Origin of the sequence: Streptomyces sp. DSM 110735 (assembly GCF_016482685.1) — a bacterium.
Taxonomy (GTDB): Bacteria; Actinomycetota; Actinomycetes; order Streptomycetales; family Streptomycetaceae; genus Streptomyces.
Genome location: NZ_JACYHF010000009.1, coordinates 17,174 through 43,344, shown reverse-complemented (window position 1 = coordinate 43,344; position 26,171 = coordinate 17,174). Strand labels below are relative to the sequence as shown.

Sequence of the window (26,171 nt, the reverse complement as noted above, 5' to 3'; positions counted from 1 at the left end):
AGGAAGACAGTGCCGACCTATCAGTACCAGTGCAAGGACTGTGGCGAGGGCCTTGAGGCGGTGCAGAAGTTCACCGACGACGCCCTGACCGAGTGCCCCAACTGCGGTGGCCCCCTGAAGAAGGTGTTCTCCGCGGTCGGCATTGTCTTCAAGGGCTCCGGCTTCTACCGCAACGACTCGCGCGGCGCGTCGTCGAGCAGCAGCCCTGCCACGAAGTCGTCGTCCTCGTCGTCGTCCGACTCGAAGGCGTCCTCGTCTTCGTCCACGTCGACGTCCTCTTCGTCTTCGTCGTCCTCGTCCGGCTCCGCCGCCTGAGAACCGCGCTTTCCGACCCTGCCGTCCGGCTGTCCGTGACGGTGGGGTCTTCGGCGTTCCCGGGGGCGGTCTGTCGTGGTGCGCGTGACGTTCCCGAACCGTTCCCGATGGCCCCTGGGGACCGTTTTCGGCTCCGGCTAGGGTGCTCGGCATGGCGAACGCAGAGATCGGCGTAATCGGCGGGTCGGGTTTCTACTCCTTCCTGGAGGACGTGACCGAGGTCCGGGTGGACACCCCCTACGGCGCCCCCAGCGACTCCCTCTTCCTCGGCGAGATCGCCGGTCGGCGGGTCGCCTTCCTGCCCCGGCACGGCCGGGACCACCACATCCCGCCGCACCGCATCAACTACCGCGCCAATCTGTGGGCGCTGCGTTCCGTCGGGGTCCGCCAGGTCCTCGGCCCGTGCGCGGTGGGCGGTCTGCGCCCGGAGTACGGTCCCGGCACGCTGCTGGTGCCGGACCAGATGGTGGACCGCACCAAGGCGCGGGAGCAGACCTACTTCGACGGGCTGCCGCTGCCGGACGGCACGGTGCCGGGCGTGGTGCACGTGTCACTGGCCGACCCCTACTGCCCCAGCGGACGCGCCGCCGCGCTGAAGGCGGCGCGCGGGCGGGACTGGGAGGCGGTGGACGGCGGCACGCTGGTCGTGGTCGAGGGTCCGCGCTTCTCCACCCGCGCCGAGTCGCTGTGGCACCAGGCGCAGGGCTGGTCGGTGGTGGGCATGACCGGGCATCCCGAGGCGGCTCTCGCCCGTGAGCTGGAGCTCTGCTACACCTCGCTGACCCTGGTCACCGACCTCGACGCGGGCGCCGAGACCGGCGAGGGCGTCTCCCACGAGGAGGTGCTGCGGGTGTTCGCGGCCAACGTGGACCGGTTGCGGGGGGTGCTGTTCGACGCGGTGGCGGCGCTGCCGGGGACCGAGGAGCGGGACTGTCTGTGCGTGGGGGCGCTGGGTGGGGTGGAGCCGGGGTTCGCGCTGCCTTAGCGGCTCTCGAAGCGGGGGTCTCCTCGTTCGGGTGAGGGAGTTTTCCACAGGCGCCGGGCCGTTCACAGCTCCCGACGGACCTCGGCGAAAGCCGTCATCGTGGGCATCGCAAGCAGTCGATTCCCTCGCAGCAGGCGGTGATCCCGATGCCTTCGGTCAACCTCGTTCCTTCCCACGCCCCGGCGTTCCGTGTCCCGCGTCCGCCGGGCACGGACGTCCCCGCGACCCGTGAGGTGCCCGGCTTTTCGCCGGTGTGCGTACGCGGCGGGGGACGGTACGCGGCGCGGCGGCTGCTGCGGAGCCGCAGGCGGGCGGTGGCGGCAGGACTGGCCGTGACGGCGGCGGCGCTGGTCGCGGCGGGTCCACGGGCGGTGTCCGGACCTCGGGACGCGAGCGCCGAGCGACCACGCGGCCGCCCTGCCGCGGAGCCGCTGGGTCGGCACGGCCCGGCGGAGCTGGTGCGGGCACCGGTGCGGATCGCGGACGCGGCGACGGTACGACTGCTGCGGCCCGGCGACCGGGTCGACGTGATCGCCTCCGAGGAACGGTCCACGGGCGGGGGTGCCCGGGTCCTCGCGCGCGGCGCGCGGGTGACGCGGCTGCCGGAGCCGCTGGGTGAGCCGGAGGACGGGGTGAGCGCGGGCGGTGCGCTGGTGGTGCTGGCCGTGCCACGTGCGACGGCGGCCCGGCTGGTGGGCGCGAACCCCTCGGCGCGGCTGGCGGTGACGCTATGGTGAACGGCCCGCGCCCTCTGCTCGCAGGCGCGCTGTCAAGTCGCTCGATCGAGCGACGGGATTGGACACTATGGCCGCGCGGTGCCGTAGGTTGCGGAGCGCTTTGTTCCACAACCTGTGCACACGACGAGGAGAGTCACCGAGGTGAGCAAGACGAAGAAGGAAGCCGCGAGCATTCTGGACGGCTTCAAGGCGTTCCTGATGCGCGGCAACGTCATCGACCTGGCGGTCGCGGTGGTCATCGGAGCCGCCTTCACGAACATCGTCAACTCGGTGGTGAAGGGCGTCATCAACCCGCTGGTCGGCGCGTTCGGTTCGCAGAACCTGGACCACTACAGCGTGTGTCTGAAGGACCCGTGCAAGATGGCCGCGGACGGCACGGTCAAGAGCGGTGTGCCGATCCTGTGGGGCTCGGTCGTGGGCTCCGCGCTGCAGTTCCTGATCACCGCGGCGGTGGTCTACTTCCTGATGGTGCTGCCGATGGCCAAGTACCTGGCGCGCCAGGAGGCCCGCAAGAAGGCCCGCGAGGGCCAGGCGGCGAACGAGCCGACCCCGGTGACCGAGGTGGACGTGCTCCAGGACATCCGCGACCTGCTGGTCGCCCAGCGCAACGGCAGCGCGGACGGCGCGGTCACCCAGCAGCGCACCGCCGGACCGGACGAGCGCTAGCGGCGCTCTTCCGTACCGCTCAGAAGTGGTGGGGCGGCTTCTCGTCGAGGAAGCGCTTCAGGTCGGCGGCGCTGTCGCCGTCCGGGCGCTCGCCCCACCCCCGGTCGGTGTCGTCGGAGGACTGCTGGCTCAGCGGGTCGTCGAAGACGAGCGCGGCCTTGGGGTCGCGCGGCTCGGGTGCGGGGGCGGTGCTCATGGCACCAGGGTACGGCCGCCCCCGCCGGCCACGGTTCGGCGCTCACCGAACCGACCGGTTCCTAGGCTCCCGCCATGAACACGTCGACACTGTCCGACCATGTGACCATCGAGCCGAGCATCCTCTACTTCGGGACACCGGTGGTCCTCCTGACCACGGAGAACGAGGACGGCTCGGTCAACCTCGCCCCGATGTCCTCCGCCTGGGCGCTCGGCCGGACCGTCGTCCTGGGGCTCGGCCGCGAGGGCCAGACCGCGCGCAACCTGGGCAGCCGCCCGGACCTGGTGATCAGCCTCCCCGGTCCCGGCCAGTGGCGGGCGGTGGAGCGCCTGGCCCCGCTCACCGGCCGCCACCCGGTCCCGCCCACGAAGGCGCACGGCTGCCGGTACGAACCGGACAAGTTCACTGCCTCCGGTCTGCGTCCGGAGCCCTCCCATCTGGTCCGCCCGCCCCGCGTGGCGGAATGCCCCCTCCAACTGGAGGCCCGCGCCGAGCACGTCCGCCTCGACGTCTCGGGCGACCACCTCATCGTCGAGACCCGGGTCCACAAGGTCCACGCGGACCCCCGCCTCCTCGTCCCGGGCAGTCACCACGTCGACCCCGCCGCCTGGAGCCCGCTGATCTACAACTTCCGCCACTACTTCGGCCTGGGTCCGGAGCTGGGCCACTCGTACCGGACGCGGACGCCCCGGGACGCGGGGGCGGCGGAAGCGGTGTGAGTCCTGGGGCGCCGGGTCAGACTGAGGGGCATGACGGCTGACGGGGTGACCGATGTCGGGGGCGTGCGGGTCGGGCACGCGACGCGGGACGGGGACGGGTGGCTCACCGGGGTCACCGTCGTGCTGGCGCCGGAGGGCGGTGCGGTCGCCGCCGTGGACGTGCGCGGGGGCGGACCCGGCACCAAGGAGACGGACGCGCTGGACCCGCGCAACGTGGTGCGCACGGTGGACGCCCTCGTGCTCACCGGCGGCAGCGCCTACGGGCTGGACGCCGCGTCCGGGGTGATGGCCTGGCTGGAGGAGCGGGGGCGCGGGGTGCGGGTCGGGGCGGACCCCGCGCACGTCGTGCCGGTCGTGCCGGCGGCGTGCGTCTTCGACCTGGGGCGCGGCGGGGACTTCCGGGCCCGTCCCGACGCGGCGCTGGGACGCGCGGCGGTCGAGGACGCCGCGGCGAGCGCACCGGGCGCCCCGGTGCCGCAGGGCTGTGTGGGCGCGGGGACCGGCGCGGTCGCCGGGGTGCTCAAGGGCGGGGTCGGCAGCGCGAGCACGGTGCTGGAGTCGGGGATCACGGTCGGCGCGCTCGTGGTGGTGAACGCGGCGGGGTCCGTGCTGGAGCCCGAAACCGGCGTGCTGTACGGGGAGTTCTTCGAAGGGAGGGTGACGTATCCGCAGGAGCGGACGCACGAGGCGGCGCGGCAACGGCTGGCCGAGGTCGCCGCGCGGAGCCCCGAGCCGCCGCTCAACACGACGCTCGCGGTGGTGGCGACCGACGCCGAACTGACCAAGGCGCAGGCGCGGAAGCTGGCGGGCACCGCGCACGACGGCATCGCCCGGGCCGTACGCCCGGTGCATCTGCTGCACGACGGGGACACGGTGTTCGCGCTGGCGACCGGTGCTCGACCGCTCGCCCCCGAGCAGCCGCTGGCGCTCAACGAGGTGCTCGCGGCGGGCGCGGATCTGGTGACGCGCGCGATCGTGCGCGCCGTGCGCGCTGCGCGCCCGGTGGCCGGTCCGGGCGGGGAGTGGCCGTCGTACGAGGAGCTGTACGGAGCGCGGGGTGCGGGCGGGGTGGTCCGGTAACGCCCGCTTTTTCCAAGGGGGTTGGGGCTGCCGTGACAGAAGAGACGGACGGATTTTTTTCACGGAAGCCCAGCTCGCGGGAACCATCCGGGCCCGGCGGGCGTTTACCCCTAGTACGTTTCTCGGTTCCCGGGCACGATGTCCGACCGAGGGGCTACGGTATGCACCCACCAGGTGACATGCAGCGACGCCGGGAGAAACCTTGAGCGTTCCGTACGAGACGGCGGAGTACGAATCCGCCGAGTCGCCCGAGTCTCCCGAGGAGCACCTCGAGCGGCTCCTCGGCCGCACCCTGAACTCCTTCGAGCTGCCCGACGAGGTGATACGCCGACTCGACTGCGCGCTGGCGCACGACAGTTCGCTGCACTCCGCGCACCACAGCGCGGGGCTGCACCGCGAGACGTACCGCCACACCTGGCTGCTGGCGGACGGTTCGGCGGTCACCCTGTGGGAGCTGGTCCACAACACCGCCCCGGGCGGCGACGCCCAGCACGAGGTGTACATCGACGAGGAGGAACTCCAGACGGCCACCGCACGCCTCGCGCTCCCCCAGGAGACGCCCGACTTCGAACTGCCGCTGCTGGCCGAGCTGTCGGCGGTGCCCGAGCCGCGCCATGTGTACGTGGCGGACAACTCGGCGGACCATGCCCGTCGGCTGCTGCGCCGGGCGGAGAACCCGGACCGGCCGGACGCGGAGACGGCGGCGCTGCTCGCGACGACCGCCGCGCACCAGATCACCCAGGCGTTCGGCCGTCCCGGTCGGAAGACCGCGCGGGCCGGGCTGAGCTTCGCGCTGTACGAGCACGCGTTCCTGCTGCGGGACGGCCGGGAGGTCTCCCTGTGGGAGGTCGAGCACACGGCGACGCCCGACGGGCGGCACATGTGCGAGGTGTACACGAGCCAGGACGCCGCGCGGGACGCCATGGAGCGGCGGGCGGCCACGCACGGCTGACGGTTCGCCCCCGTCCGAGACCTGCCCCGGGAGCCGAAAAGGCGTCACGGTCCGGGACTCGGAGGTCCGGGCCGTGACGCCTCGCGTCGAAGGCGGCAGCCGTCAGGCGGCTATCGGCTGCTTCGCGCCCTGCTTGTCCTCGGCGGGAGTTCCGGCGGAGCCGGAGACCGCGTCGCCGGGCTGCTTGCGGGTGCCCTTGAGGAGGATCACCAGGGCGGTGCTGACGCAGACGCCCGCGGCGATGGCGACCAGGTAGAGGAACGCGTTGCCGATCAGCGGGACCACGAAGATGCCGCCGTGCGGGGCGCGCAGGGTCGCGCCGAACATCATCGAGAGCGAACCGGTGACCGCGCCGCCGACCATCGCGGACGGGATGACCCGCAGCGGGTCGGCCGCCGCGAACGGGATGGCGCCCTCGGAGATGAAGGAGGCGCCAAGGACCCAGGCGGCCTTGCCGTTCTCACGCTCGGTCGGGGTGAAGAGCTTGCCGCGCACGGTGGTGGCCAGGGCCATCGCCAGCGGCGGGACCATGCCGGCCGCCATCACCGCGGCCATGATCTTCATCGCGGAGTCGCTGGGGCTGGCGACGGCGATACCGGCGGTGGCGAAGGTGTACGCCACCTTGTTGACCGGGCCGCCGAGGTCGAAGCACATCATCAGACCGAGGAGGGCGCCGAGCAGGATGGCGTTGGTGCCCGTGAGACCGTTGAGCCAGTCGGTCATGCCCTTCTGGGCGGCGGCGATGGGCTTGCCGATCACCACGAACATCAGGAAGCCGACGATCGCGGAGGAGATCAGCGGGATCACCACCACCGGCATGATGCCGCGCAGCGCCGCCGGGATGTTCACCCGCTGGATCGCCATCACCACGCCACCGGCGATCAGACCGGCGACGAGACCGCCGAGGAAGCCCGCGTTGATGCTGAGCGAGATCGCGCCGCCGACGAAGCCGGGCACGAGACCTGGCCGGTCGGCCATGCCGTAGGCGATGTAACCGGCGAGGACCGGGACCAGGAAGTTGAACGCCATGCCGCCGATCTGGAACAGCAGCGCGCCCCAACTGTCCGCCTGGGTCCACACGAAGTGGTCCATCACGGAGGGAGCCTTGTTGACCGTCCAGCCGCCGATCGCGAAGCCGAGGGCGATGAGCAGACCGCCCGCGGCGACGAACGGGACCATGTAACTCACGCCGGACATCAGCCACTTGCGGAGCTTGGTGCCGTAGCCCTCGGTGGAGTCGCCCGCGCGTTCCACGGGGGTTCCTCCGGTCGCCGCGCCCGAGGGGGCGGTCTTCTCGCCGCGCTCCGCCTTGGCGCGGACCTCGGTGATGAGGTCGGCGGGGCGGTTGATGCCCGCCTTCACGCCGACGTCCACGGTGGGCTTGCCCGCGAAGCGGTCCTTCTCGCGCACCGGCACGTCGTGGGCGAAGATCACGGCGTCCGCCGCCGCGATCACGGACGGGTCGAGCCGGGTGAAGCCCGCCGAGCCCTGCGTCTCCACGACCAGCTCGACGCCCGCCTCCCGGCCCGCGTTCTCCAGTGACTCGGCCGCCATGTAGGTGTGGGCGATACCGGTGGGGCAGGAGGTGACGGCGACGATCCGGAAGGGCTGCGGAGCCTTCCCGGCTGCCGTCTCGTCCGGGACCGCCGGAGCGGTACTGCCCGCCGCGGCGTCGGCGGAGGCCGCCGCCGACGCCGTGGCGGTGTTCTCGGGGGCACCCTTCGCGCCCTCCACACCCTCGGCACCCTCGGCACCCTCGGCGCCCTTCGCCTCGGCACCCTTAGCCTCGGCACCCTTCGCCTCAGCCGCCGGAGGCTCCTCGCCCCGGATCAGCGCCGCCGCCGTACCCGGGTCGGAGACCGCCCGCAGCGCGTCGGTGAACTCGGTGTTCATGAGCTGGCGTGCCAGCGAGGACAGGATCGTCAGGTGGGCGTCGTCGGCACCGGCGGGCGCCGCGATCAGGAAGATCAGGTCGGCCGGACCGTCCGCCGCGCCGAAGTCGATCCCGGCCGCGCTGCGCCCGAAGGCGAGGGTCGGCTCGGTGACGTGTTCGCTGCGGCAGTGCGGGATGCCGATGCCGCCGTCGAGACCGGTCGGCATCTGCGCCTCGCGGGCGGCCACGTCGGCGAGGAAGCCCTCCAGGTCGGTCACCCGGCCCTGGGCCACCATCCGTTCGGCGAGGGCGCGCGCCGCCGCTTCCTTGCTCTCGGCGGACAGGTCGAGGTCGACCAGGTCCGCGGTGATCATCTCGCTCATCGCGGGCTCCTTTGCTCGCGTATCGCCCGGGGCGTGGGGTGGGCGTGACGGGGGACGAGGGTGCTGCTGTGGGGGAAGTGGAAGGGGTGGAGCAGGGCGGTCACGGCATCGGCCGCCCTTGTGGACCGTCGGGGCGGGAACGCGGCGCTCATGACACCGGCTCCCTGAGCGGGCGGTCGGACGGGATGTCCGCCGTGACCGTCACGCCCGCCGGGTCCAGGTCGGCGGGCGTCGGCATCACGCTGCCGGGCAACTGCACGGCGGCGGCGCCGTGCGCGACGGCGGAGGCCAGTGCCTCCGGACCGCTGCCGCCCGCGATCAGGAAGCCGGCGAGCGAGGAGTCACCGGCGCCGACGTTGCTGCGTACGGCGTCGACGGGGGCGGTCGCGAACCAGGCGCCGTCGCCGTCCACGAGCAACTGACCGTCGGCGCCGAGGCTGGCGAGCACGGCGCGGGCGCCCATCGCGCGGAGTTCCTCGGCTGCCTTGACCGCGTCGCCCACGGTGAGCAGGGGGCGCCCGACGGCTTCGGACAGCTCCTCGGCGTTGGGCTTGACCACGTCGGGCCGGGCGCGCAGCGCCTCGAAGAGCGCGGGTCCCGAGGTGTCCAGGGCGATGCGCTTGCCCGCCGCGTGCGCCCGGGTGACGAGGTCGGCGTACCAGGCGGGGGCGAGCCCCCGGGGCAGGCTGCCGCAGCAGGCGATCCAGTCGGCACCGACGGCGTGCGCGCGGACGGTGTCGAGGAGCGACTCCTGCTCGTCCGGGGAGAGTTCGGGTCCCGGCGCGTTGATCTTCGTGAGGACGCCGTCGGACTCCGCGAGCGCGATGTTGGACCGGGTGGCACCGGCGATCGGCACCGGCGCGACCTCGATGCCCTGCGCGTCGAGCAGTTCCGAGATCAGTGCGCCGGGGGCACCGCCCAGGGGCAGTACGGCGACGGTGCGCTGCCCGGCGGCGGCGACCGCACGCGAGACGTTCACGCCCTTGCCGCCCGGGTCCATGCGCTCGCCGGAGGCGCGGATGACCTCGCCGCGCTCCAGGGCGGGGACCTCGTAGGTGCGGTCCAGCGAGGGGTTGGGGGTGACGGTGAGGATCATGCGCGTACTACTTCCGTGCCGCCGCGCTCGATGGCGGTCGCGTCGTCGGGGCTCAGCCCGCTGTCGGTGATCAGCAGGTCCACGTCGTCCAGTCCCGCGAAGCGGGCGAAGTGCTCCTGGCCGTGCTTGGCGGAGTCCGCGAGGAGGACGACCCGGCGCGCGGCGGCGACGGCGGCGCGCTTGACGGCGGACTCCGCGAGGTCGGGGGTGGTCAGACCGTGCTCGGCGGAGAAGCCGTTGGCGGCGACGAAGGCGACGTCGGCGCGGATCTCGCCGTAGGCGCGCAGCGCCCAGGCGTCCACGGCGGCGCGGGTACGGTGCCGGACCCGGCCGCCGATCAGATGGAGCTGGATGCCCGGGTGGTCCGCGAGGCGGGCGGCGATGGGCAGGCTGTGGGTGACGACGGTGAGCGAGGACTCCAGCGGGATCGCGGCGGCGAGGCGGGCGACGGTCGTACCGGCGTCGAGGATCACCGTGCCGTCGACGGGCAGTTCCGCGAGGGCAGCCTTGGCGATGCGGTCCTTCTCGTCGGCGGCGGTGGACTCGCGCTCGGTGAGGTCGGGTTCGAAGTCGAGGCGCCCGGACGGGATGGCGCCGCCGTGCACCCGGCGGACCAGACCCGCGCGGTCGAGCGCCTTCAGGTCGCGGCGGATCGTCTCGGCCGTGACCTGGAACTCCTCGGCCAGCGACAGCACGTCCACCCGGCCGCCCTCACGGGCGAGCCGCAGGATCGCCTGCTGCCGCTCCGGTGCGTACATCTGCGCCGCCTCCGCGTCGTCTCCGGACCGCTGTCCGGTCGTCGTACGGTTCACTCGTCTCGTACCACGCGTCCGGTCATCGCCGTTGATGCCCGAACGTGTGGTTTCACTCGGAGGCTACGCCGGGATTTCCGGAAAGTAAACGGGTTCGGACGTGATTCGGGCATGAACGGACTTCCGGGCGGACAGGAACGGAAGCCTCCCGGGAAAGCGGCAGGGAAAGCGGACAGCCTCTGTCCTCGTTCTCCGCCATGCTCGGTCCATGACGACGGACACCCCGGCCCGCCTGCTCCGCCTCCTCTCCCTCCTCCAGACCCCGCGCGAGTGGCCCGGCGGCGAGCTGGCGGACCGGCTCGGGGTCTCGCGCCGTACCGTGCGCCGGGACGTCGAGCGACTGCGCGAGCTGGGCTACCCGGTGCGGGCCACCCTGGGCGCCGAGGGCGGGTACCGGCTGGTCGCGGGCACGGCGATGCCCCCGCTGCTGCTGGACGACGAGGAGGCGGTGGCCATCGCGGTCGGGCTGCGCGCGGGGGCGGGGCACACGGTGGCGGGCGTGGACGAGGCGTCGGTACGGGCGCTCGCGAAGCTGGAACAGGTGCTGCCCGCCCGGCTGCGCCATCGCGTCTCCACCCTCCAGGCGGCGACCACCCCGCTGACCGGCGGCAGCGGTCCGAGCATCGCGCCGGAGACCCTGACCACGCTGGCCTCGGCGGTCACCGGACGCGAACGGCTGCGCTTCGCCTACCGCGCCGGGGACGGCGGCGAGTCCCACCGGCTGACCGAGCCGTACCGGCTGGTGTCCACCGGCACACGCTGGTACCTCGTCGCCTACGACCTGGAGCGCGAGGACTGGCGGACCTTCCGGGTGGACCGGGTGAGCGAACCCTTCGCCACGGGCGCCCGGTTCACCCCCCGAGACCTGCCCGAGGGCGGCGTCGAGGAGTACCTGCGCCGCTCGATCCGCCTCCACCAGGACACCTACGCCTTCACCGTCCGCCTCGCGGCTCCACCGGACACGATCGCCGCCCGGCTCCCCAAGTGGCTCGGCTCACTGGAGAGTTACGGGGACGACGGCTCGCTGCTCACGGGGACGAGCAGCGAGCCGGTGGAGTGGCTGGCGGTACGGCTCGGACTCGCGGGGTACGACTTCACGGTGCTGGAGCCGGAGGAACTTGTGTCTTGCGTACGGGAGTTGGGCGCGCGCCTGAGCCGTGCGACGGATACGCCCAGCACCTAGGCAGCCTCAACCCCTAGCCCTCCCCCGGCTCTTCCTCCCAGTCGAACCCCGTCAGCGCGTCCAGGTTCCGCAGGGCGAGCGCCGCCGGACCCGTGGCACCGGTGTGCGGGGCGGTGGTCTGGGCCCAGGACTCGACGGCGACCCGTACGGCGGCACCCGCGACGGCGGCGGCGAAGCGGAGGCGGGGGGTGACGGGGGCGGGCTCACCCTCAGCGCCGACGGCGGACCCGGAGCGTGCCGCGGACCCGGCGCCCGTGGCGGCACCAGCACCCGCCGAGGAACCCGCGCCCGGCGCAGGACCAGCGCCCGCCACGGGACCAGCGTCCGCCGCGAGCCCGACACCCGTCGCAGACCCGGCGCCCGCCGAGGACCCGGAGCGCGCCGCGGACCCGGCGCCCGTGGCAGCACCAGCACCCGCCGAGGAACCCGCGCCCGGCGCAGGACCAGCGCCTGCCACGGGACCAGCGTCCGCCGCGAGCCCGACACCCGTCGCGGACCCGGCGCCCGTCGCAGATCCGACACCCGCCGCAGACCCGGCGCCCGCCGAGGACCCGGCAACGTTGTCGGACCCCTCCGCCGAGCGGACCGGCGCCGCCGCCCCCGCGCCCGCCCGCCGTTCCGCCAGTGCCCGTGCCAGTTCCTCCTCCGCCTCCTGGCAGACCTCCGCCCACACCTTCCGCAGGGCGGGCCCGGTGTGGGCCATGCGAATGAGGGTGCGGGCCCACTCCCAGGTGGAGGCGGAGACTCCGCTGCCGGGGGCGAGGGTGTGCTCGACCGCGTGGCGCAGCGCCCCGGGGACGGTGAGGTGCGCCGGGGCGGCGCGGACCGCCTGGGTCCAGCACTCGGCGCCGGCCGCGTAGAGCGGGGCGACGGCTTCTTCCTTGGAGGCGAAGTAGCGGTAGAAGGTGCGCGGGGCGATGCCCGCCGCCGCCGCGATGTCCTCGGCGCGGGTGGCCTTGAGACCCTGGCGGACGAAGAGGGTGGCCGCGGCGCGGGCGATCTCCATGCGGGTCTCGGCCTTGCGGCGCTCGGTCAGGGACGCCGAGGGCGAGGCCGGAAAACGCTGCCGGTGTGCGGTGGTGCCGGTGGTGCCGGTGGTACGGGTGGTGCTCACGTCGGCAGGCTATGCCCATGTGGCAGAATCTGCCATTCGGTGGGCCACCCCGCGGTTCAGGTGCGGGGTGGCCCACCTCTCCACAGAATTCTCGCCCCGTCCCGCCCCACGCAAAAGCCGGGCCCGGCGCCTGGGGGGGATAGGCGCCGAGCCCGGCTGGGGAGTCCCGGCGCCGGGGGGGATGGCGCCGGAACTGGCTCATAGGTGGTGCGTGGGGGAAGTACGGCCGGACTCAGGTGGGAGTGCGGCCCCGGGAGCACTCGAACTCCTGGGCCCGGAAGGGTTGTTCCCCCGGTGCCGGGCGTTGAAGCGGCGGTACCGCGCCATGTTGGCGCGGCGCTCCGCGACGCGCGCCCGCGCACTCCCCGGCGATCAGGCGGCCGCGTCGAACCCGGTGTCGCGGGCCAGCTTCTTCAGTTCGAGCAGGGCGTGCTTCTCGATCTGCCGGATGCGCTCGCGGGTCAGACCGTGCTCCTTGCCGACCTCGGTGAGGGTGCGCTCGCGACCGTCCTCGATGCCGTACCGCATCTTGATGATGGAAGCCGTGCGCTCGTCCAGGCGGCCGATGAGGTCGTCCAGCTCCTCTCGGCGCAGCAGGCTGAGCACCGACTGCTCCGGGGAGACCGCGGAGGTGTCCTCCAGCAGGTCGCCGAACTGGGTCTCGCCCTCGTCGTCCACCGACATGTTCAGCGAGACCGGGTCGCGGGACCAGTCGAGCACGTCCGTCACGCGCTCCGGCGTCGAGCCCAGCTCGGCGGCGATCTCGACGGGCTCCGGCTCGCGGCCGTTCTCGCGGTTGAACTCGCGCTGGACGCGGCGGATGCGGCCCAGCTCCTCCACCAGGTGGACGGGGAGCCGGATGGTGCGGGACTGGTCGGCTATGGAGCGGGTGATGGCCTGGCGGATCCACCAGGTGGCGTACGTCGAGAACTTGAAGCCCTTGCGGTAGTCGAACTTCTCGACCGCGCGCACCAGTCCCGCGTTGCCCTCCTGGATCAGGTCGAGCAGGGGCAGTCCACTGCGCGGGTAGCGCCGGGCCACGGCCACGACCAGGCGGAGGTTGGAGCGGATGAAGACGTCCTTGGCCCGCTCGCTCTCCTCGACCAGCGTCTCCAGCTCTTCGCGGCTCACCTCGGCGGCGGTCTGCTCCGCTCCGTCGAGCACCTGCCGCGCGAACACACCCGCTTCGATGGCCTGAGACAGCTCGACCTCCTTGGCGGCATCGAGGAGCGGCGTGCGCGCGATCTCGTCGAGGTACATGCCGACCAGGTCCCGGTCGGCTATCTCGCCGCTGTGGACGCGAACGCTGCTTGCCGAGTCGGCCGTCTTGCCGGTGACCGACCTACGACGGGCGACGGCACGGGTTGCCATGCGTGCTCCCTTGCGATTGGGCGGGTGGGTCCTGAAACGAACGCTCAGCACTCCTGGGACTCTCTCGGGACTCTCCTCGAGTGCCCTGCATCTGTGGGAAACAACGACTGGAATCCGGACAGAATTCCCCACGCGCCCCCCGAATTTCCTGATCATGCAGTACCCTGCGGGGCCACACAGGGAGGGGCGATGGTGTCCGGACGTACGGAGGCGCAGGTCAGACCCGGCACGGAGGCGGATCTCGGCGCCCTCACGGACCTCTACAACCACTACGTACGTGAGACGGCCGTCACATTCGACACGGCGGAATTCACCCAGGAGGCCCGACGGCACTGGCTGCTCTCCCACCCGGAAGACGGCCCGCACCGCCTGATGGTTGCCACGGACCCGGATTCCCGGCGGATCCTGGGGTACGCCACCTCCAGCCCGCACCGCCCGAAGGCGGCGTACGCGACCTCGGTGGAGACCTCGGTGTACCTCGCCCCGGAGGCGACCGGACGCGGCGTCGGCACCCTGCTCTACACCGCCCTCTTCGCCGCGCTGGCGCAGGAGGACGTGCACCGCGCCTACGCCGGGATCGCGCTGCCCAACGAGGCGTCCGTGCGGCTGCACACCCGCCTCGGCTTCCGGCATCTGGGCACCTTCGGCGAGGTGGGCCGCAAGTTCGGGCGCTACTGGGACGTGGCCTGGTACGAGAAGGAGCTGCCGGGTCGCTGAGGCTGCCCGGACCGCCGAGACCGCCCACGCCGCCGCGCGGTCACCCGAACTGCAGTGACCGCTTGGCCAGCCCCATCCAGAAGCCGTCGATCACCGAGCGCGGACCGTCCAGGTCGCCGTCGGCCGCGCCCATGGTGACGAAGAGCGGTGCGAAGTGCTCGGTGCGCGGGTGGGCGTAGCGCCCGGCCGGGGAGGTCGCCTGGAAGTCGAGGAGCGCGTCCCAGTCGCGCGCCTCCAGCGCCCGCCGCCCCCAGTCGTCGAACTCGGCGGACCAGCTCGGCACGCCCGCGTGGCGCAGCGCGGCGAGGTTGTGGGTGAAGAACCCGGAGCCGACGATCAGCACCCCTTCGTCGCGCAGCGGGGCCAGCCTGCGCCCGAGGTCCATCAGGCGGGCCGGGTCGAGGGTGGGCAGCGAGACCTGGAGGACGGGGATGTCGGCGTCCGGGAACATCTCGACCAGCGGGACGTAGGCGCCGTGGTCCAGACCCCGGTCGGGGATGTCCTGGACGGGCGTGCCGGGGGCGCGCAGCAGCTTGCGGACGGAGTCGGCCAGCTCGGGGGCGCCGGGGGCGGCGTAGCGGACGCGGTAGTAGTGCTCGGGGAAGCCCCAGAAGTCGTAGACCAGCGGGACGGTGCTGGTGGCGCCGAGCGCGAGCGGTGCCTCCTCCCAGTGGGCGGAGACGACGAGGATCGCGCGGGGGCGGGGCAGCTCCGCGGACCAGGCGGCGAGCTGACCGGGCCAGACGGGGTCGTCGGCGAGCGGCGGGGCACCGTGGCTGAGGTAGAGCGCGGGCATGCGGTCCGGGCGGGCGGGCTCCTGCTGGACGGCGGCGGACATGGCGGCGGCTCCCGGTGGTCGGTCCCCCTGAGAGGAATGCTTTAACTCTCAAGCTTTACAGAAACAGCGTACGCTCCGGTTGTTCAACTTTCAAGGACACGCCTCGTACAGTGGGGCGCATGAACACGGCATCGGACCCCGCCGACCGGCACCGCTGGCTCACCGACGAGGAACAGCGCGTCTGGCGCTCGTACCTCCACGCCACGACGCTCCTGGACGACCATCTCGACCGGCAGCTCCAGCGCGACGCCGGTATGCCCCACATGTACTACGGACTGATCGTCAGCCTCGGCGAGGCACCGCGCCGCAGGCTGCGGATGACCGAGCTGGCCCGGAAGTCGAAGATCACCCGCTCCCGGCTCTCGCACGCCGTCGCCCGCCTGGAGAAGAACGGCTGGGTGCGCCGCGAGGACTGCCCCTCCGACAAGCGCGGCCAGTTCGCGGTGCTCACCGACGAGGGCGCCGAGGTGCTGCGCCGGACCGCCCCCGGCCATGTGACCGCCGTACGGCAGGCGCTGTTCGACCGGCTGACCCCTGAACAGCAGAAGACCCTCGGCGAGATCATGCAGATCGTCGCCGAGGGTCTTCAGCCGAGCGAAGCGGGTGCCGACCTGCCCTGGCTGCGCTGAGCCGGGCAGGCTCTCCTCACGTCAGGGGCGGCGGCTCAGTGCGCGACCACCGGGATCTGCACCTCGTCCGCCGCGCCCTCGCCGTCGCCGGACGCCACCTTGACGGAGCCCGGACGCCCGGCGTTGACGAAGGTGAACGCGATCAGCGAGGCCAGCGCCAGGATGCCGACCGCGAACCAGATCGCCGTGCTGTAGCCGTGCACCATGCCCTGGAGCTGGACGAACTGCGCCTGCGGCTTGGAGGTGGCGCCGGCGATGTGGTCCTTGATGTACGACGTGGTCGCGGACGCGGCGATGGTGTTCAGCAGGGCGGTGCCGATCGCGCCGCCCACCTGCTGGGAGGTGTTGACCATCGCGGAGGCGACACCGGCGTCGCGGGGCTCGACGCCCATGGTCGCCAGCGACATGGCGGGCATGAACGCCGTACCCATGCCGAGACCGAGCAGCACCATGGCGGGCAGCAGCGTCGCGGCGTAGGAGGTGCCGACCTCGAGCTGGGTCAGCAGCAGCATGCCGACACCGGCGACGAAGAAGCCGGGACCCATCAGGAAGCGCGCCGGGACGCGGGTCATCAGGCGGGCGCCGATCTGGGTCGAGCCGGTGATCATGCCCGCGACCATGGGCAGGAACGCGAAACCGGTCTTGACCGGGGTGTAGCCCTTCACGATCTGCAGGTAGTAGGTCAGGAAGAGGAACAGACCGAACATGCCGATGATGGCGAGACCGAGCGAGAGGTAGATGCCGCCGCGGTTGCGGTCGGCGATCACGCGCAGCGGGAGCAGCGGAGCCTTGACGCGGGACTCGACCAGCACGAACGCCAGCAGCAGCACGGCGGAGCCGACGAACATGCCGATGGTCACACCGTCGCCCCAGCCGTCGGACTCGGCGCGGGTGAAGCCGTAGACCAGGGCGACCAGGCCCAGGGTCGAGAGGATGACGCCGGGGATGTCCAGCGGGGAGCGGTTGCGGCCGCCCTCCGGCTCACGGATGACGAACCAGGCGCCGAGCGCGGCGACGACGGCGAACGGGACGTTGACGAAGAAGGTCCAGCGCCAGTCCAGGTACTCGGTGAGGAAGCCGCCGAGGATCAGACCGACGGCGCCGCCGCCGCCCGCGATCGCGCCGTAGATGCCGAACGCCTTGGCGCGCTCCTTGGCGTCCGTGAACATCACGGCGAGCAGGGAGAGCGCGGCGGGGGCGAGCAGGGCGCCGAAGACGCCCTGGAGGGCGCGGGCGCCGAACATCATGACGCCGCTGGTGGCGATGCCGCCGAGCGTGGAGGCGGCGGCGAAGCCGATGAGACCGATCAGGAAGGCACGCTTGCGGCCCCACTTGTCGGCGATGCGGCCGCCGAAGAGCAGCAGACCGCCGAAGGCGAGGGCGTAGGCGGTGACGACCCACTGCCGGTTGCCGTCGGAGATGCCGAGGTCGCGCTGGGCGGACGGCAGGGCGATGTTCACGATGGTGGCGTCGAGGACGACCATCAACTGGGCGAGCGCGATGAAGACGAGCGCCTTCCAGCGGTTGTTGTCACCGCCGGACGCGGCGACGGGAGCCTTGTCGGCTGTCTGAGACATGGGGGTACCCACTCCGGTACTTCGTGAGGAGGAATCGCAACGGAAACTCGTGGCGATTCCTGATGATTCGTGAGGATGAAGACCGCCTCGCGGGCGATTCGTACGGCGCTGTACGGACGCGAGGCGTGCGGTATCGGCGGCGCGCCCTCGGGGCGGCCGGAAGCGTGCGGTTCGGAGCCGGGGCGCGGGCCCGGCCGGACCGGTCGGTCAGGCGGTCAGATCGGTTCGGTCAGGGCCGGCGCAGGTCCTCCATGGTCACGGCCGTACCCGGCAGGGCGGAACGGGCCGGAGCCCGCAGACCGTCCAGGAACAACTGGAGATGACGGTGGACGAAGCGGTCGACGCTGAAGCAGGCCGTACCGGCCGGGGGCCGGCTGAGCTGCGCCGCGGCGACCAGCAGGTCACCGACGCCGACATCGGTCCGCAACTGCCCGGCGGACTTCGCGCGGTCCATGATCTCCGCGACCAGCCCCTCGATCCGTCGGCGCGCGGCTTCCAGATCGGGGTGGTCGTGGTCGAAGTCGCTGGAGATCATCGGACACAGCGCGCTGATCCGTTCCTCGGCGGCGGCGTGCACGAAGCGCTCCAGCGCGGCGAAGGCGTCGCCGGTCTCCGCGAGAGCCTGCTCGGCCGCGCGGGCCGTGCGGTCCATCACGGAGCAGACGACCTCGCGGGCCAGGGCGTCGCGGTCCGGGAAGTTGCGGTACAGCGTGGCGTTGCCGACGCCGGCCCGGCGGGCGATCTCGTCGAGCGGCACGTGCAGGCCGTGTTCGACGAACATCTCGCGGGCGGCGGTGACGATCCGCTCCCTGTTGCGCAGCGCGTCGGCGCGGGGCCGGGACGCCTTGCGGGCGGGGGCTGCGGTCTGCACGGCGAACTCCACTTCAAACGAGTCGGGCGGTGGGACGGAAGGCTTCGGATGGGCGGAAGGCTTCGGGTGGACGGAAGGCTTGCCGGTCCGGCGTTCCGGGGAGCGCTTCCCCGTTTCGCGCGGACACAGGTCTAAACGGGGAGGGGTTCCCCGGTTATTTCCCGTCGCGGGAATTTCGCATGTGACCTGGGTCACGCCGCCTTCCCGCCTCTGCCCCACTTGCCGCGATTCACCCCCAGCCTATGTGATTCACACCCGCTCGTACGGAAATCCCACGATCGGTCTCTCCCAGCGCGCGACCGCGACACCGCCGACACAGGGTGAGCGCATGGGTGCAGCCGGAGACGGGTGGCTGCCGTGGAGCGAGAGGTCCATGTATGCAGCCGCAGTCGCCCCGCCGCATACGCTCGCGCCGTGTGGCCGCCCTGGCCTCCGTGACCGTCCTGACCTTCGCGGTCAGCACCTCGGCCGGGTCCGGACCGCTCACGGCGCACCACTCCGCGGGTCCCACGGGTCTCACCCGCACCAGCGCCGCCCTGGCGCCCTGCATGATCCACGGCGGCACCGACGTCCAGATGACGGAGGGCGTGCCCACCACCGGCGGCTACTCCCGCTCCACCGGCACCGTCCACGCACTGACCTTGATGATCGACTTCCCCGACGCCAAGGGCCGGGGCAGCGCGCTCGACCGCTTCCACGAGTTCTTCCCGCAGACCCAGGAGTGGTTCCGCAGAGCGTCGTACGGCCGCCTCGACTACCGTCCCGAGACCCCGATCACCCACTGGCTGCGGATGCCGAAACCGTTCAAGGACTACGGCATAGAACGCGGCGCCCCCTTCGACCCCGGCTACCGCGACCTGGTCCACGACATCGTGGCCGCCGCCGATCCCGAGGTGGACTTCCGCTCGTACGACCTGCTGAACGTCCTGGTCACCCCGAACGCCGGACCTTCCGCCCTGGACACCGTGCTCTCCGTGACCTTCGCGGGCAACGGGGACGCCCCGGTCGCCGACGGCACGCCCGTCGCCAACGCGTCCTTCGTCTACTCCCGCCAGGACGACGGCTCCGGCACCTACGACAAGACCGGCTACCGGGTGCTCCCGCACGAGAACGGCCACACCTTCGGACTGCCCGACCTCTACACCCAGGACGGCGGCAGCTCGGTGGGCCACTGGGACATCATGAGCGAGGACTGGGGCGCCAACAACGACCTGCTCGGCTGGCACAAGTGGAAGCTCGGCTGGCTCGACACCTCCCAGGTCGCCTGCGCGACGGCCAAGGGCAGCACGGAGTACACGCTGACCCCGCTGCACGAGAAGGGCGGCGGCAAGCTGATCCTGGTCCCCGTCGGCGGCAGCACCGCGTACGCCCTAGAGCTGCGCACCGAGGGGGGCAACGACGAGGACGTGTGCCGCCCCGGCGTCCTCGTCTACAAGGTGGACGCCGACGTCGACACCGGCCGGGGACCGGTGACCGTCGCCGACGCCCACCCCGACAGCGGCGGCTGCACCCGCAGCCCCAACGTCCAGGCGGAACTCTCCGACGCCGCCTACACCCCCGGCGAGACCTTCAGGGACCGCAAACACGGGATCACCGTGCAGGTCACCAGCGCGGACGGGTCCGGGAAGTACCGGGTGCGGGTGACGCGGACGAAGGGGGTGCCGGAGGGGACGGGGGCGGCGGGGGCGGTACCGGAGACGCTGGGGCGGCGATGAGGGGGTTTGTGGTTCTCCCGACTCTGTTTCTGGCTCCGGCTAGGCGGTGACGCCGCCGTCGACGACGAGGTCGTGCCCGACGACGAAGCTCGACTCCTCCGACGCGAGCCAGAGCACGGCGTTGACGATCTCCCGCGTGGAGGCGACCCGCCCGGCGGGTACGGCGGTGGCGAGCCGCGCGGCCCGGTCGGCGTCGCTCTCCCCCGGCCGCAGCGACATGGTGGTGTCGGTGGCGCCGGGACTGACGGCGTTGATCCGGATGCCGTCCCCGATGTGGTCGAGGGCGGCGACCTTGGTGAGCGCGCTGACCGCCGCCTTGGAGGCGGCGTAGGCGGCCATGCCGGGACGGCGCCCGTGATAGCCGATGTTGGAGGCGGTGTTGACGATGACGCCACCGCCATGTGCCCGCATATGACCGACCTCTTCACGCATCGCGAGCAGCACCCCGGTGAGGTTGACGTCGAGCACGTGCTGCCAGTCGGCGGGGGCGAGATCCCCCACGGGAGTGGGCTTGCCGAAGATCCCGGCGTTGTTGTGGGCGATGTGCAGCGCGCCGTACCGCTCCACGGTGGTCCGCACGAGCCGCGCCATGTCCTCGGCGCGGGTCACATCGGCGACCACGGCACTGGCGACCCCGCCCTCGCCCTCGATGATCCCCACGGTCTCCTCGATCGACTCCCCCCGTGGCCCGGCGACGACCACCCTGGCCCCCTCCCCCGCGAACCCCCTGGCACTGGCCCGCCCGATCCCCGCCCCACCTCCGGTGACGACGACGACCTTGCCCTCGAACCGCCTGCCCATGTCCACTCCCCGCTCGATGCCCGGCGACCGTTGATCAACGACGCGCGAGATCAACCAACGCGCGTGGGGGCCGAGTTAATCCACCCGGCCGATCCCGCCCTGATCTCCCCCCACCCCCCACCCCTCGATCCGCTACGCTGTCATGGGCAGCCACAACGTGGCCGCCCACACCCTTGCCGGAGCCCACCGCTCCCCAAGGCCCCGCCTTCGTAGCTCAGGGGATAGAGCACCGCTCTCCTAAAGCGGGTGTCGCAGGTTCGAATCCTGCCGGGGGCACAGGGAAGCACCTGGTCAGGGGGCCCTTCCGTCCATCGGACGGAAGGGCCCTTCGTACTCGCAGCGCAGATGCGGCTGTGGCCAGAGGCGGGGGGGGCCGTGCGATGTGTGCGCGAAGGCCGAACAGGCCAGGCATCCGCACGAGAAGCTAGTTGAGCGGCTTGAGTCGCTGACGCGGGCCGCTCTCAAGCTCGAATACCAGGGCTATCACGGGCATCTGATCCTAGGCGGCGATCTTGCAGAGCTGGGCGAAGCTACTCCGCTCGAGTCGAGAAGGTCTCAGCGAAGACGCACGCACCTCGCTCAGACCGCTCGCTGCGCATTCCCCCGAGCGATCCGGGCCTTCACCGAACAGTACTCATCGGCATGTGAGGCCGGGAGACCCCGTGAACACGTGCGAATCACGGAGGGGGAGCTTTCCCAATCGCGTTCGCGGCGTTCCTGCCGGGCGCGGTAGTCGGCTGCGGAAGCCAACCCAGCGGGTCAGCGTACGGTCGAAGGGATGCGTCGTCTAGGTCCAGCACGCTTCAATCAGGCACCGGATGTGGGCCAGCAAGGGCAGCCGGACCAGCTCCGAGAGTTCGCCAATGCGATGGTTCCTCACGGCAAGGGCGCCGATGAGGGTGCACATCGACCTGCGAGCCCCATCGCAAGCGTACGGGCCGAGTGCTCACCGGACGCGGGAACGAGCACCATGGCGCGGGCGGTGGCCCGGATCAAGGCGTGTTAGCGCGTCGAGCTGGCCGGGGTACAAGAAGCCCCAAATACTTGGGACAGCGTAGGGCGCTACTGCCAGGCGCCCTTCGAAGGATCCCAGTTGCCCTGCACGCTGCCGTCGAGCAGTGGGTTGAGGAAGATCTCGGCGGCTTGAGTTGCTTCCGGGAAGGTGCGGCATCCCTGGAGCCCAATGACCAGTGCCGCAGCAGTCGGATAGTGGTCCTGCCAGGCCGTTCCGGGAGCCTTGAAGTTCTGGGGCAGTACGAGGTCAATGCCTCGTTGACGCCGGAGTTCGGCTTCTTGCTGTACGGCCTGGTAGGCCGTAGGGCCGTCAACCGTCTCCTGCTGGCTGATCAGCAGGAGGTCGGCCAAGTCGCGGTAGCGGCTGGAACTTCCGTCGCCGTGTCGTTCGTACAGGGCGCAGATCTTGTCAGCGATGTGGTCGATGAGGGGGTAGAGGCGCACGGTGGGCCAGTCGATGGGCCAGGGCAGGTCCACGGCGGAGGCGAGGAGGCGGGTTTCGGGAGTGCCAGCGATGGATCGGCGGACCGTGATGTCTACTTTGACGCTGTCGACGCGGGTGGGCCCGAGGAAGACCTCGAAGTGCTGGGAGCCGCCGCGGGTGGGGTCGGCCGCCGACGTGTATTTGCCGGGGGCGAAGCGGAGGAAGTCTCTCAGGTCGTGGGCGGCGGCTTCCAGGACGCGCTTTCGTGCCTCGTCCGGGGCCAGTCCGGGCTGGGCAGCCTGTAGATCGATGTCGCCGCTGAGGCGGGCTGCGCCCCGGTAGCGGACGAGGAGAGCCTGCCCGCCTTTGATGAGCCAACCGTCGGGGTCCAGGGTGAAGACCCGAGCAGCGAGGCGGTTGAAGTAGAAGATCCGCATGAGATCGGAGACGTTCATGCCCGTCTGCTTGGACATCTTCTTGGCGGACTGGTTCAGAGCGGTTCTGAAGGCCGTCGGAGTCTGGTAGGTCTTGCCCACGGATCGCCCCCCTGGCGTGCTGGCTTGGATCCGCAGACTCTACGCCCAGTTGATCGACTTCAGTTCGTCTGGATGTCAGGTCCCTCCGGTCCTTGGCTGCTGGTGCCATCCGGTTCTTGAGAGCCTCCGCCGGAGGTGGCGGTGCTTTCTGTCTCCGATGGGCCGGACAACGGGCTTGTGCGTTCGGGTGTCGGCTTAGGGGCGGTTGCACGCTCAGGAGCCTTGAGAATGCCGAGTGGGAGGGCGGCGGCCTGCTGAATGGCACGCACCGTGCCCGGGTCCGGCATCATCTTGCGAATCGACTCCATGAGCGCAGGATTCGGCATCGTCTTCCGCATCGCGGCGCGGATCGCCGGGTCCGGCCGTGTCAACTTCCGAATCGACTCCATCGACGCAGGGTTCGGCTGCGACAGCTTCCTGATCAACTCCATAAGCGCAGGGTTGAGCGCAGGCACCGTGGGCGACAGGTTGTGTTGTTGGCGTGCTGCTGCCCGCGTCGCCCTCATGAGCTCGATGAGTTCGGGGCGTTCAGCCAGGAGCTGGACGGCTTGATCGAACCCTTCCCGGCTTGCCCGGTCGACTTCCTGACGGCGCAGACTCTCACCAGCCTGTGCGACGAGGTGGTCGATCAGGTCGTATCCGGAGGCGTCAACTTTCAAACCGTACTTCCGAGAGAATGGTTGAGCCCGTTCTGACAGGTCGTCCACAGTGATCAGGCCGCGGCGCTCGGCGTCCGCGATGACTCCGCCGATGTGTCCGCCGTCGACCCCGGCATGCAGCAGGTCGGTGATGGTACGCACGGCCGTGGTGACGGGCAGGCCGTCAACTGTGGTGATCTCTGTTGTCCCGACCTGCGCGGTACGCAGGCGCACGAACGGTTCGGTCGTAGTCCGCCGACGCGGGACACTGATCTCTACCTCTGGGGCGGGGATGTCTCCGAGGTCCAGCAGTTGGCAGGCGGAGGCGTGCGAGACGACACCGGAGTCCGGGTCGCCGACGGGCCGCTCCCAGAGGAACTGCTTGGGCTGCAAGCGTAGCCAGGCGACCTTCATATCCAGGTGGGACGGTACGCCCACTGCGGTCAGCAGGTAGACGCCGCGGCCCACGCTCGACAGAAGGCCGGCCTCCGTCAGCCGCGACAACTGCACGCCGTTAACGCCCAGCCCCTTGGCTTGCGCGGCCGTCACCAGGCCCCATTGATCTGCGGCGGCTCCGGAGAGAGCAGCCATCTGCTCCGCACGGTCCATACAGAGATAGTTCCACACTCTCGCAGAGTTAGTTACTCTCTAGAGGTAAAAAAATCTGCAGAAGAGCTCACGAGAGTGAAACTTTCTCTGCAATATGCGCGTCACGGGTCAGGTGTGGGCCACTGAGCCACAGCCAAGCCGCCCTAAAGCACACGCGGACGTGTGCGGGCAGCCGCTTGGATGCCCAGTCCCCCAAAGGTGGTCGAGTGCCGCTGACGCCCGGCGGACAGGTACCTGCTGCAATTGGCTACCCGTACGGAAGCGGCGGCGGGTCGCCACTGGACCGGGGCCCCGCAGTGGTGGCACTGGCGTGTCGGCCAGCAGAGTGACGGGAGGACGACAGGAGTGCGGTACATGCGCCGCGTGATGGCCCGACTGCGGGACGGCAGTGGTCGGTTGGTTGATCGTGCGGGGCGTGCCGGGTCCTCTGCCCGGTTGGCTGGACCGGCGCGGCCGGTGACGGCTCCCATGGAAGCGGTGAGCGGTCCTACGGGCCCGTCCGAGGCCCGCCCACCGCAGGGTTGAATGGCCCTCCAAAAGCAGCCGCGCGCATGCCGCCGACGGCCGGTGGCCGCTTCCCAACACTGGAGCAAACCTCCGGTCGAACCCGCACACCACCACCATGGGCATTCAGCACACATGAGGCCGGGAAGCCCGTGAACACCCGAGAACAACAGAGGGCGTTTTCGCAGCTCAACTACTCTACGCTCGACAGTCCTGCAGGTCACAGCCCCGCCCAGGGAAACGCCTAAAGCGGGTGTCGCAGGTTCGAATCCTGCCGGGGGCACCAGACGAAAGGCCCCCGTTCCATCTGGACGGGGGCTTTTCGGTGTTCCAGCGGTCCGCGTGGGTCAGTAGTTGGCGTTCGAGATCATGTCGCCGTCCGAGCCGTAGACCGTGACGAGGCCGTTGTCGGACTTGTAGCAGGAGGTGAAGGCGCTGGCGATGAGTTTGGCGTCGCCTGCGTTGGCGCTCATGAAGCCGCCGGTGAAGTCGGTGTAGACCTCGGCGCTGTCGAGGAGGTCGTTGCGCTTGTCGGTGCCGGTCACCTTGGTGACGTGCTTGACTGCGGCCTTCTCGGTGGGGGTGCCGGTCTTGGCGACGCACGCCTTGAACTGGTCGGCCTGTGACTTGGTCTGCTCGGCGGGCTTTTCGGCCGGCTTCTCGGCCTTCTTGGGTGCTTCCGCCTTCGGCGCGGCGATCGTCTTGTCCTTGCCGCCGCTGTCGCTTGAGTCGCCGCCGCTCATCGCCGCTCCGGCGATGCCGAGGATGACCACCAGACCCACCACGCCGAGACAGCCGAAGCCGACGATCTTCCCCGCGCTCGACTTCTTCGGCGGCTGCGGCGGGACGCCCCACTGCTGCTGCGGGCCGGGACCGGCCCATCCGGTCGGCGGCTGGCCGGGCTGCTGCGGGCCGTTCCAGTTGGGCTGCTGAGGCGGCTGAGGCTGCTGCGGGTACTGCTGGTCCATGGGTCCCCCGAGGGTTACGAGTGTGGAGTGCGCATGTATGACTCGTGGAGGAGTTGTGTGGTTGTACGCTCAACCAAGATTTTTTGAGGACCGGTCAGGTCACGGGGGTCTCAGGTAAAGGGTGCGTATTGATCACGGTCCCGGGCCCGGGATTCCATGGTCAACTCGCGCTGGGGGCGGATAGCCTGCCGCGTCGCCCGTCGGGAACAGAAAGCGTGCCGGTAGAAACGTGAACGTCCGTCTTCTCATGCAGTTCGTGGTCGTGATGGCCATAACCCTCGGTCTGTTCTTCGGTGGTCTGGCGGAGGGCGGGATGATGCTCGGGCTGCTGGGGATGGTGTTCGCCTTCTTCGTGCTCGTCCCGCTGGTCCAGGCCCTGTTTCCGCCGTCCTTCTTCCCGGCTCCGCGAGGGGCGCAGGCGACCTGTGCGCTGTACCGGGGGTGGGGGGCGAAGCTGGCGATCAGGCTGGGGAGGGGGCCCTCCCGCACCGTGCGGGCGGATGCCGAGCGGCTGCGGCGCGGGGTGCGGCTCAGCATGCTCGCGTACGGGATGCGCGACGGGAGTCAGACGCTCGGGTATCTGCTGCTCGACCAGTCGGCGGACGGCGCGGTCCGGGTGGCCTGGCGCAAGCGGGGGAAGGGTGCTGTCGACCAGCCGGTCCAGCTTCGGAGCGCGGTGGTCGTACGTCCGGAGCGGGAGCAGCAGAACGGCGTCCAGGCCCGTATGGGGTACACCGCGGCCGTGGACCTCGGTGAGGCGTCGTACTGGCTGCGTCCCCACGACGCCGCTCTGCTCCAGCTCGTTCTCGCGAACTCCGCGCCCGTCGCCCCGCACCTCCCCCGCTGAC

24 protein-coding genes, 2 tRNA genes and 1 pseudogene are annotated in these 26,171 nt (G+C 71.1%); 14 read left to right on the top strand and 13 right to left on the bottom strand.

The window, feature by feature from the left end; all coding sequences use genetic code 11:
• The first annotated feature begins 9 nt into the window (after positions 1–9).
• The 4 genes from IF655_RS16285 (at position 10) to mscL (ending at position 2,703) form a co-directional block, all read left to right on the top strand.
• Positions 10–315, top strand: a complete 306-nt coding sequence (locus tag IF655_RS16285) for an FmdB family zinc ribbon protein (protein WP_199585522.1) — start codon at positions 10–12, stop codon at positions 313–315.
• A gap of 151 nt (positions 316–466) precedes the next feature.
• Entirely contained in the window at positions 467–1,300 is an 834-nt protein-coding gene (locus tag IF655_RS16280; RefSeq protein WP_206775949.1) for an S-methyl-5'-thioadenosine phosphorylase, read from the top strand.
• Between the two features lie 146 nt (positions 1,301–1,446).
• Entirely contained in the window at positions 1,447–2,037 is a 591-nt protein-coding gene (locus IF655_RS16275) for a hypothetical protein (RefSeq protein ID WP_199585520.1), read from the top strand.
• A 141-nt stretch (positions 2,038–2,178) separates the two neighbouring features.
• A complete protein-coding gene (gene mscL, locus IF655_RS16270) occupies positions 2,179–2,703 on the top strand; it encodes a large conductance mechanosensitive channel protein MscL (RefSeq protein ID WP_199585519.1) in 525 nt (174 codons plus the stop codon).
• 19 nt (positions 2,704–2,722) lie between these two features.
• Here the strand turns inward: mscL and IF655_RS16265 are convergent, their stop codons facing one another.
• Positions 2,723–2,899: a hypothetical protein gene (locus IF655_RS16265; protein WP_199585518.1), complete on the bottom strand. Its 177-nt coding sequence runs from the start codon at positions 2,897–2,899 to the stop codon at positions 2,723–2,725.
• A gap of 74 nt (positions 2,900–2,973) precedes the next feature.
• On the opposite strand from IF655_RS16265, the gene IF655_RS16260 reads away from it, so the two are divergent.
• From IF655_RS16260 to IF655_RS16250, 3 genes are all read left to right on the top strand, one after another.
• A complete protein-coding gene (locus IF655_RS16260) occupies positions 2,974–3,618 on the top strand; it encodes a flavin reductase family protein (RefSeq protein ID WP_199585517.1) in 645 nt (214 codons plus the stop codon).
• A 30-nt stretch (positions 3,619–3,648) separates the two neighbouring features.
• Complete coding sequence (locus IF655_RS16255) at positions 3,649–4,698, top strand: P1 family peptidase (protein ID WP_199585516.1); 1,050 nt, start codon at positions 3,649–3,651, stop codon at positions 4,696–4,698.
• Between the two features lie 202 nt (positions 4,699–4,900).
• Positions 4,901–5,650: a DUF6227 family protein gene (locus tag IF655_RS16250; RefSeq protein ID WP_199585515.1), complete on the top strand. Its 750-nt coding sequence runs from the start codon at positions 4,901–4,903 to the stop codon at positions 5,648–5,650.
• A gap of 102 nt (positions 5,651–5,752) precedes the next feature.
• Here IF655_RS16250 and IF655_RS16245 read toward each other — a convergent pair whose 3' ends face one another.
• From IF655_RS16245 to IF655_RS16235, 3 genes are all read right to left on the bottom strand, one after another.
• Positions 5,753–7,906, bottom strand: coding sequence for a fructose-specific PTS transporter subunit EIIC (locus IF655_RS16245; RefSeq protein WP_199585514.1), 2,154 nt, complete (start codon positions 7,904–7,906; stop codon positions 5,753–5,755).
• Positions 7,907–8,054: 148 nt separating this feature from the next.
• On the bottom strand, positions 8,055–9,002 hold the full coding sequence (gene pfkB / locus IF655_RS16240) for a 1-phosphofructokinase (protein ID WP_199585513.1): 948 nt from the start codon (positions 9,000–9,002) through the stop codon (positions 8,055–8,057).
• A complete protein-coding gene (locus IF655_RS16235; RefSeq protein WP_199585673.1) occupies positions 8,999–9,760 on the bottom strand; it encodes a DeoR/GlpR family DNA-binding transcription regulator in 762 nt (253 codons plus the stop codon). Before IF655_RS16235 ends, pfkB begins: the two co-directional genes overlap by 4 nt.
• 262 nt (positions 9,761–10,022) lie before the next feature.
• Here IF655_RS16235 and IF655_RS16230 point away from each other — a divergent pair, with 262 nt between their 5' ends.
• Complete coding sequence (locus IF655_RS16230; RefSeq protein WP_199585512.1) at positions 10,023–10,997, top strand: YafY family protein; 975 nt, start codon at positions 10,023–10,025, stop codon at positions 10,995–10,997.
• Between the two features lie 439 nt (positions 10,998–11,436).
• Here IF655_RS16230 and IF655_RS16220 read toward each other — a convergent pair.
• Positions 11,437–12,003, bottom strand: a pseudogene (locus tag IF655_RS16220) (TetR/AcrR family transcriptional regulator); the annotation flags it as partial.
• Between the two features lie 480 nt (positions 12,004–12,483).
• Positions 12,484–13,482 carry an RNA polymerase sigma factor RpoD/SigA gene (locus tag IF655_RS16215; protein WP_199585511.1) on the bottom strand — a complete coding sequence of 333 codons (999 nt, stop codon included), beginning with the start codon at positions 13,480–13,482 and terminating at the stop codon, positions 12,484–12,486.
• 189 nt (positions 13,483–13,671) lie between these two features.
• Between IF655_RS16215 and IF655_RS16210 the strand changes: the two genes are divergently transcribed.
• The gene (locus IF655_RS16210) at positions 13,672–14,199 is read left to right on the top strand and encodes a GNAT family N-acetyltransferase (RefSeq protein WP_199585510.1); all 528 of its coding nucleotides are present in this window, start codon (positions 13,672–13,674) and stop codon (positions 14,197–14,199) included.
• 40 nt (positions 14,200–14,239) lie between these two features.
• On the opposite strand, the gene IF655_RS16205 is transcribed toward IF655_RS16210, so the two are convergent.
• Positions 14,240–15,037: a dioxygenase gene (locus IF655_RS16205; protein ID WP_199585509.1), complete on the bottom strand. Its 798-nt coding sequence runs from the start codon at positions 15,035–15,037 to the stop codon at positions 14,240–14,242.
• Positions 15,038–15,156: 119 nt separating this feature from the next.
• Between IF655_RS16205 and IF655_RS16200 the strand changes: the two genes are divergently transcribed.
• Entirely contained in the window at positions 15,157–15,666 is a 510-nt protein-coding gene (locus IF655_RS16200) for a MarR family winged helix-turn-helix transcriptional regulator (RefSeq protein ID WP_199585508.1), read from the top strand.
• A gap of 35 nt (positions 15,667–15,701) precedes the next feature.
• On the opposite strand, the gene IF655_RS16195 is transcribed toward IF655_RS16200, so the two are convergent.
• Positions 15,702–17,243 carry an MFS transporter gene (locus IF655_RS16195; protein ID WP_199585507.1) on the bottom strand — a complete coding sequence of 514 codons (1,542 nt, stop codon included), beginning with the start codon at positions 17,241–17,243 and terminating at the stop codon, positions 15,702–15,704.
• A gap of 229 nt (positions 17,244–17,472) precedes the next feature.
• A complete protein-coding gene (locus tag IF655_RS16190; RefSeq protein ID WP_199585506.1) occupies positions 17,473–18,114 on the bottom strand; it encodes a TetR/AcrR family transcriptional regulator in 642 nt (213 codons plus the stop codon).
• Positions 18,115–18,491: 377 nt separating this feature from the next.
• On the opposite strand from IF655_RS16190, the gene IF655_RS16185 reads away from it, so the two are divergent.
• On the top strand, positions 18,492–19,829 hold the full coding sequence (locus tag IF655_RS16185; RefSeq protein WP_199585505.1) for a M6 family metalloprotease domain-containing protein: 1,338 nt from the start codon (positions 18,492–18,494) through the stop codon (positions 19,827–19,829).
• A 39-nt stretch (positions 19,830–19,868) separates the two neighbouring features.
• Here IF655_RS16185 and IF655_RS16180 read toward each other — a convergent pair whose 3' ends face one another.
• Entirely contained in the window at positions 19,869–20,630 is a 762-nt protein-coding gene (locus IF655_RS16180; protein WP_199585504.1) for an SDR family NAD(P)-dependent oxidoreductase, read from the bottom strand.
• A 203-nt stretch (positions 20,631–20,833) separates the two neighbouring features.
• Between IF655_RS16180 and IF655_RS16175 the strand changes: the two genes are divergently transcribed.
• Positions 20,834–20,906: transfer RNA gene (locus tag IF655_RS16175), tRNA-Arg, on the top strand.
• Between the two features lie 786 nt (positions 20,907–21,692).
• Here the strand turns inward: IF655_RS16175 and IF655_RS16170 are convergent.
• Together IF655_RS16170 and IF655_RS16165 are read right to left on the bottom strand one after the other, a co-directional pair.
• On the bottom strand, positions 21,693–22,604 hold the full coding sequence (locus IF655_RS16170) for a nucleotidyl transferase AbiEii/AbiGii toxin family protein (protein WP_307814941.1): 912 nt from the start codon (positions 22,602–22,604) through the stop codon (positions 21,693–21,695).
• Between the two features lie 59 nt (positions 22,605–22,663).
• Positions 22,664–23,851, bottom strand: coding sequence for a type IV toxin-antitoxin system AbiEi family antitoxin domain-containing protein (locus IF655_RS16165; RefSeq protein WP_242488762.1), 1,188 nt, complete (start codon positions 23,849–23,851; stop codon positions 22,664–22,666).
• A 714-nt stretch (positions 23,852–24,565) separates the two neighbouring features.
• On the opposite strand from IF655_RS16165, the gene IF655_RS16160 reads away from it, so the two are divergent.
• Positions 24,566–24,641 (top strand) — tRNA-OTHER (locus tag IF655_RS16160).
• 61 nt (positions 24,642–24,702) lie between these two features.
• On the opposite strand, the gene IF655_RS16155 is transcribed toward IF655_RS16160, so the two are convergent.
• The gene (locus tag IF655_RS16155; RefSeq protein WP_199585503.1) at positions 24,703–25,323 is read right to left on the bottom strand and encodes a hypothetical protein; all 621 of its coding nucleotides are present in this window, start codon (positions 25,321–25,323) and stop codon (positions 24,703–24,705) included.
• A gap of 229 nt (positions 25,324–25,552) precedes the next feature.
• Between IF655_RS16155 and IF655_RS16150 the strand changes: the two genes are divergently transcribed.
• Complete coding sequence (locus tag IF655_RS16150) at positions 25,553–26,170, top strand: hypothetical protein (RefSeq protein ID WP_199585502.1); 618 nt, start codon at positions 25,553–25,555, stop codon at positions 26,168–26,170.
• Position 26,171 lies beyond the last annotated feature (1 nt).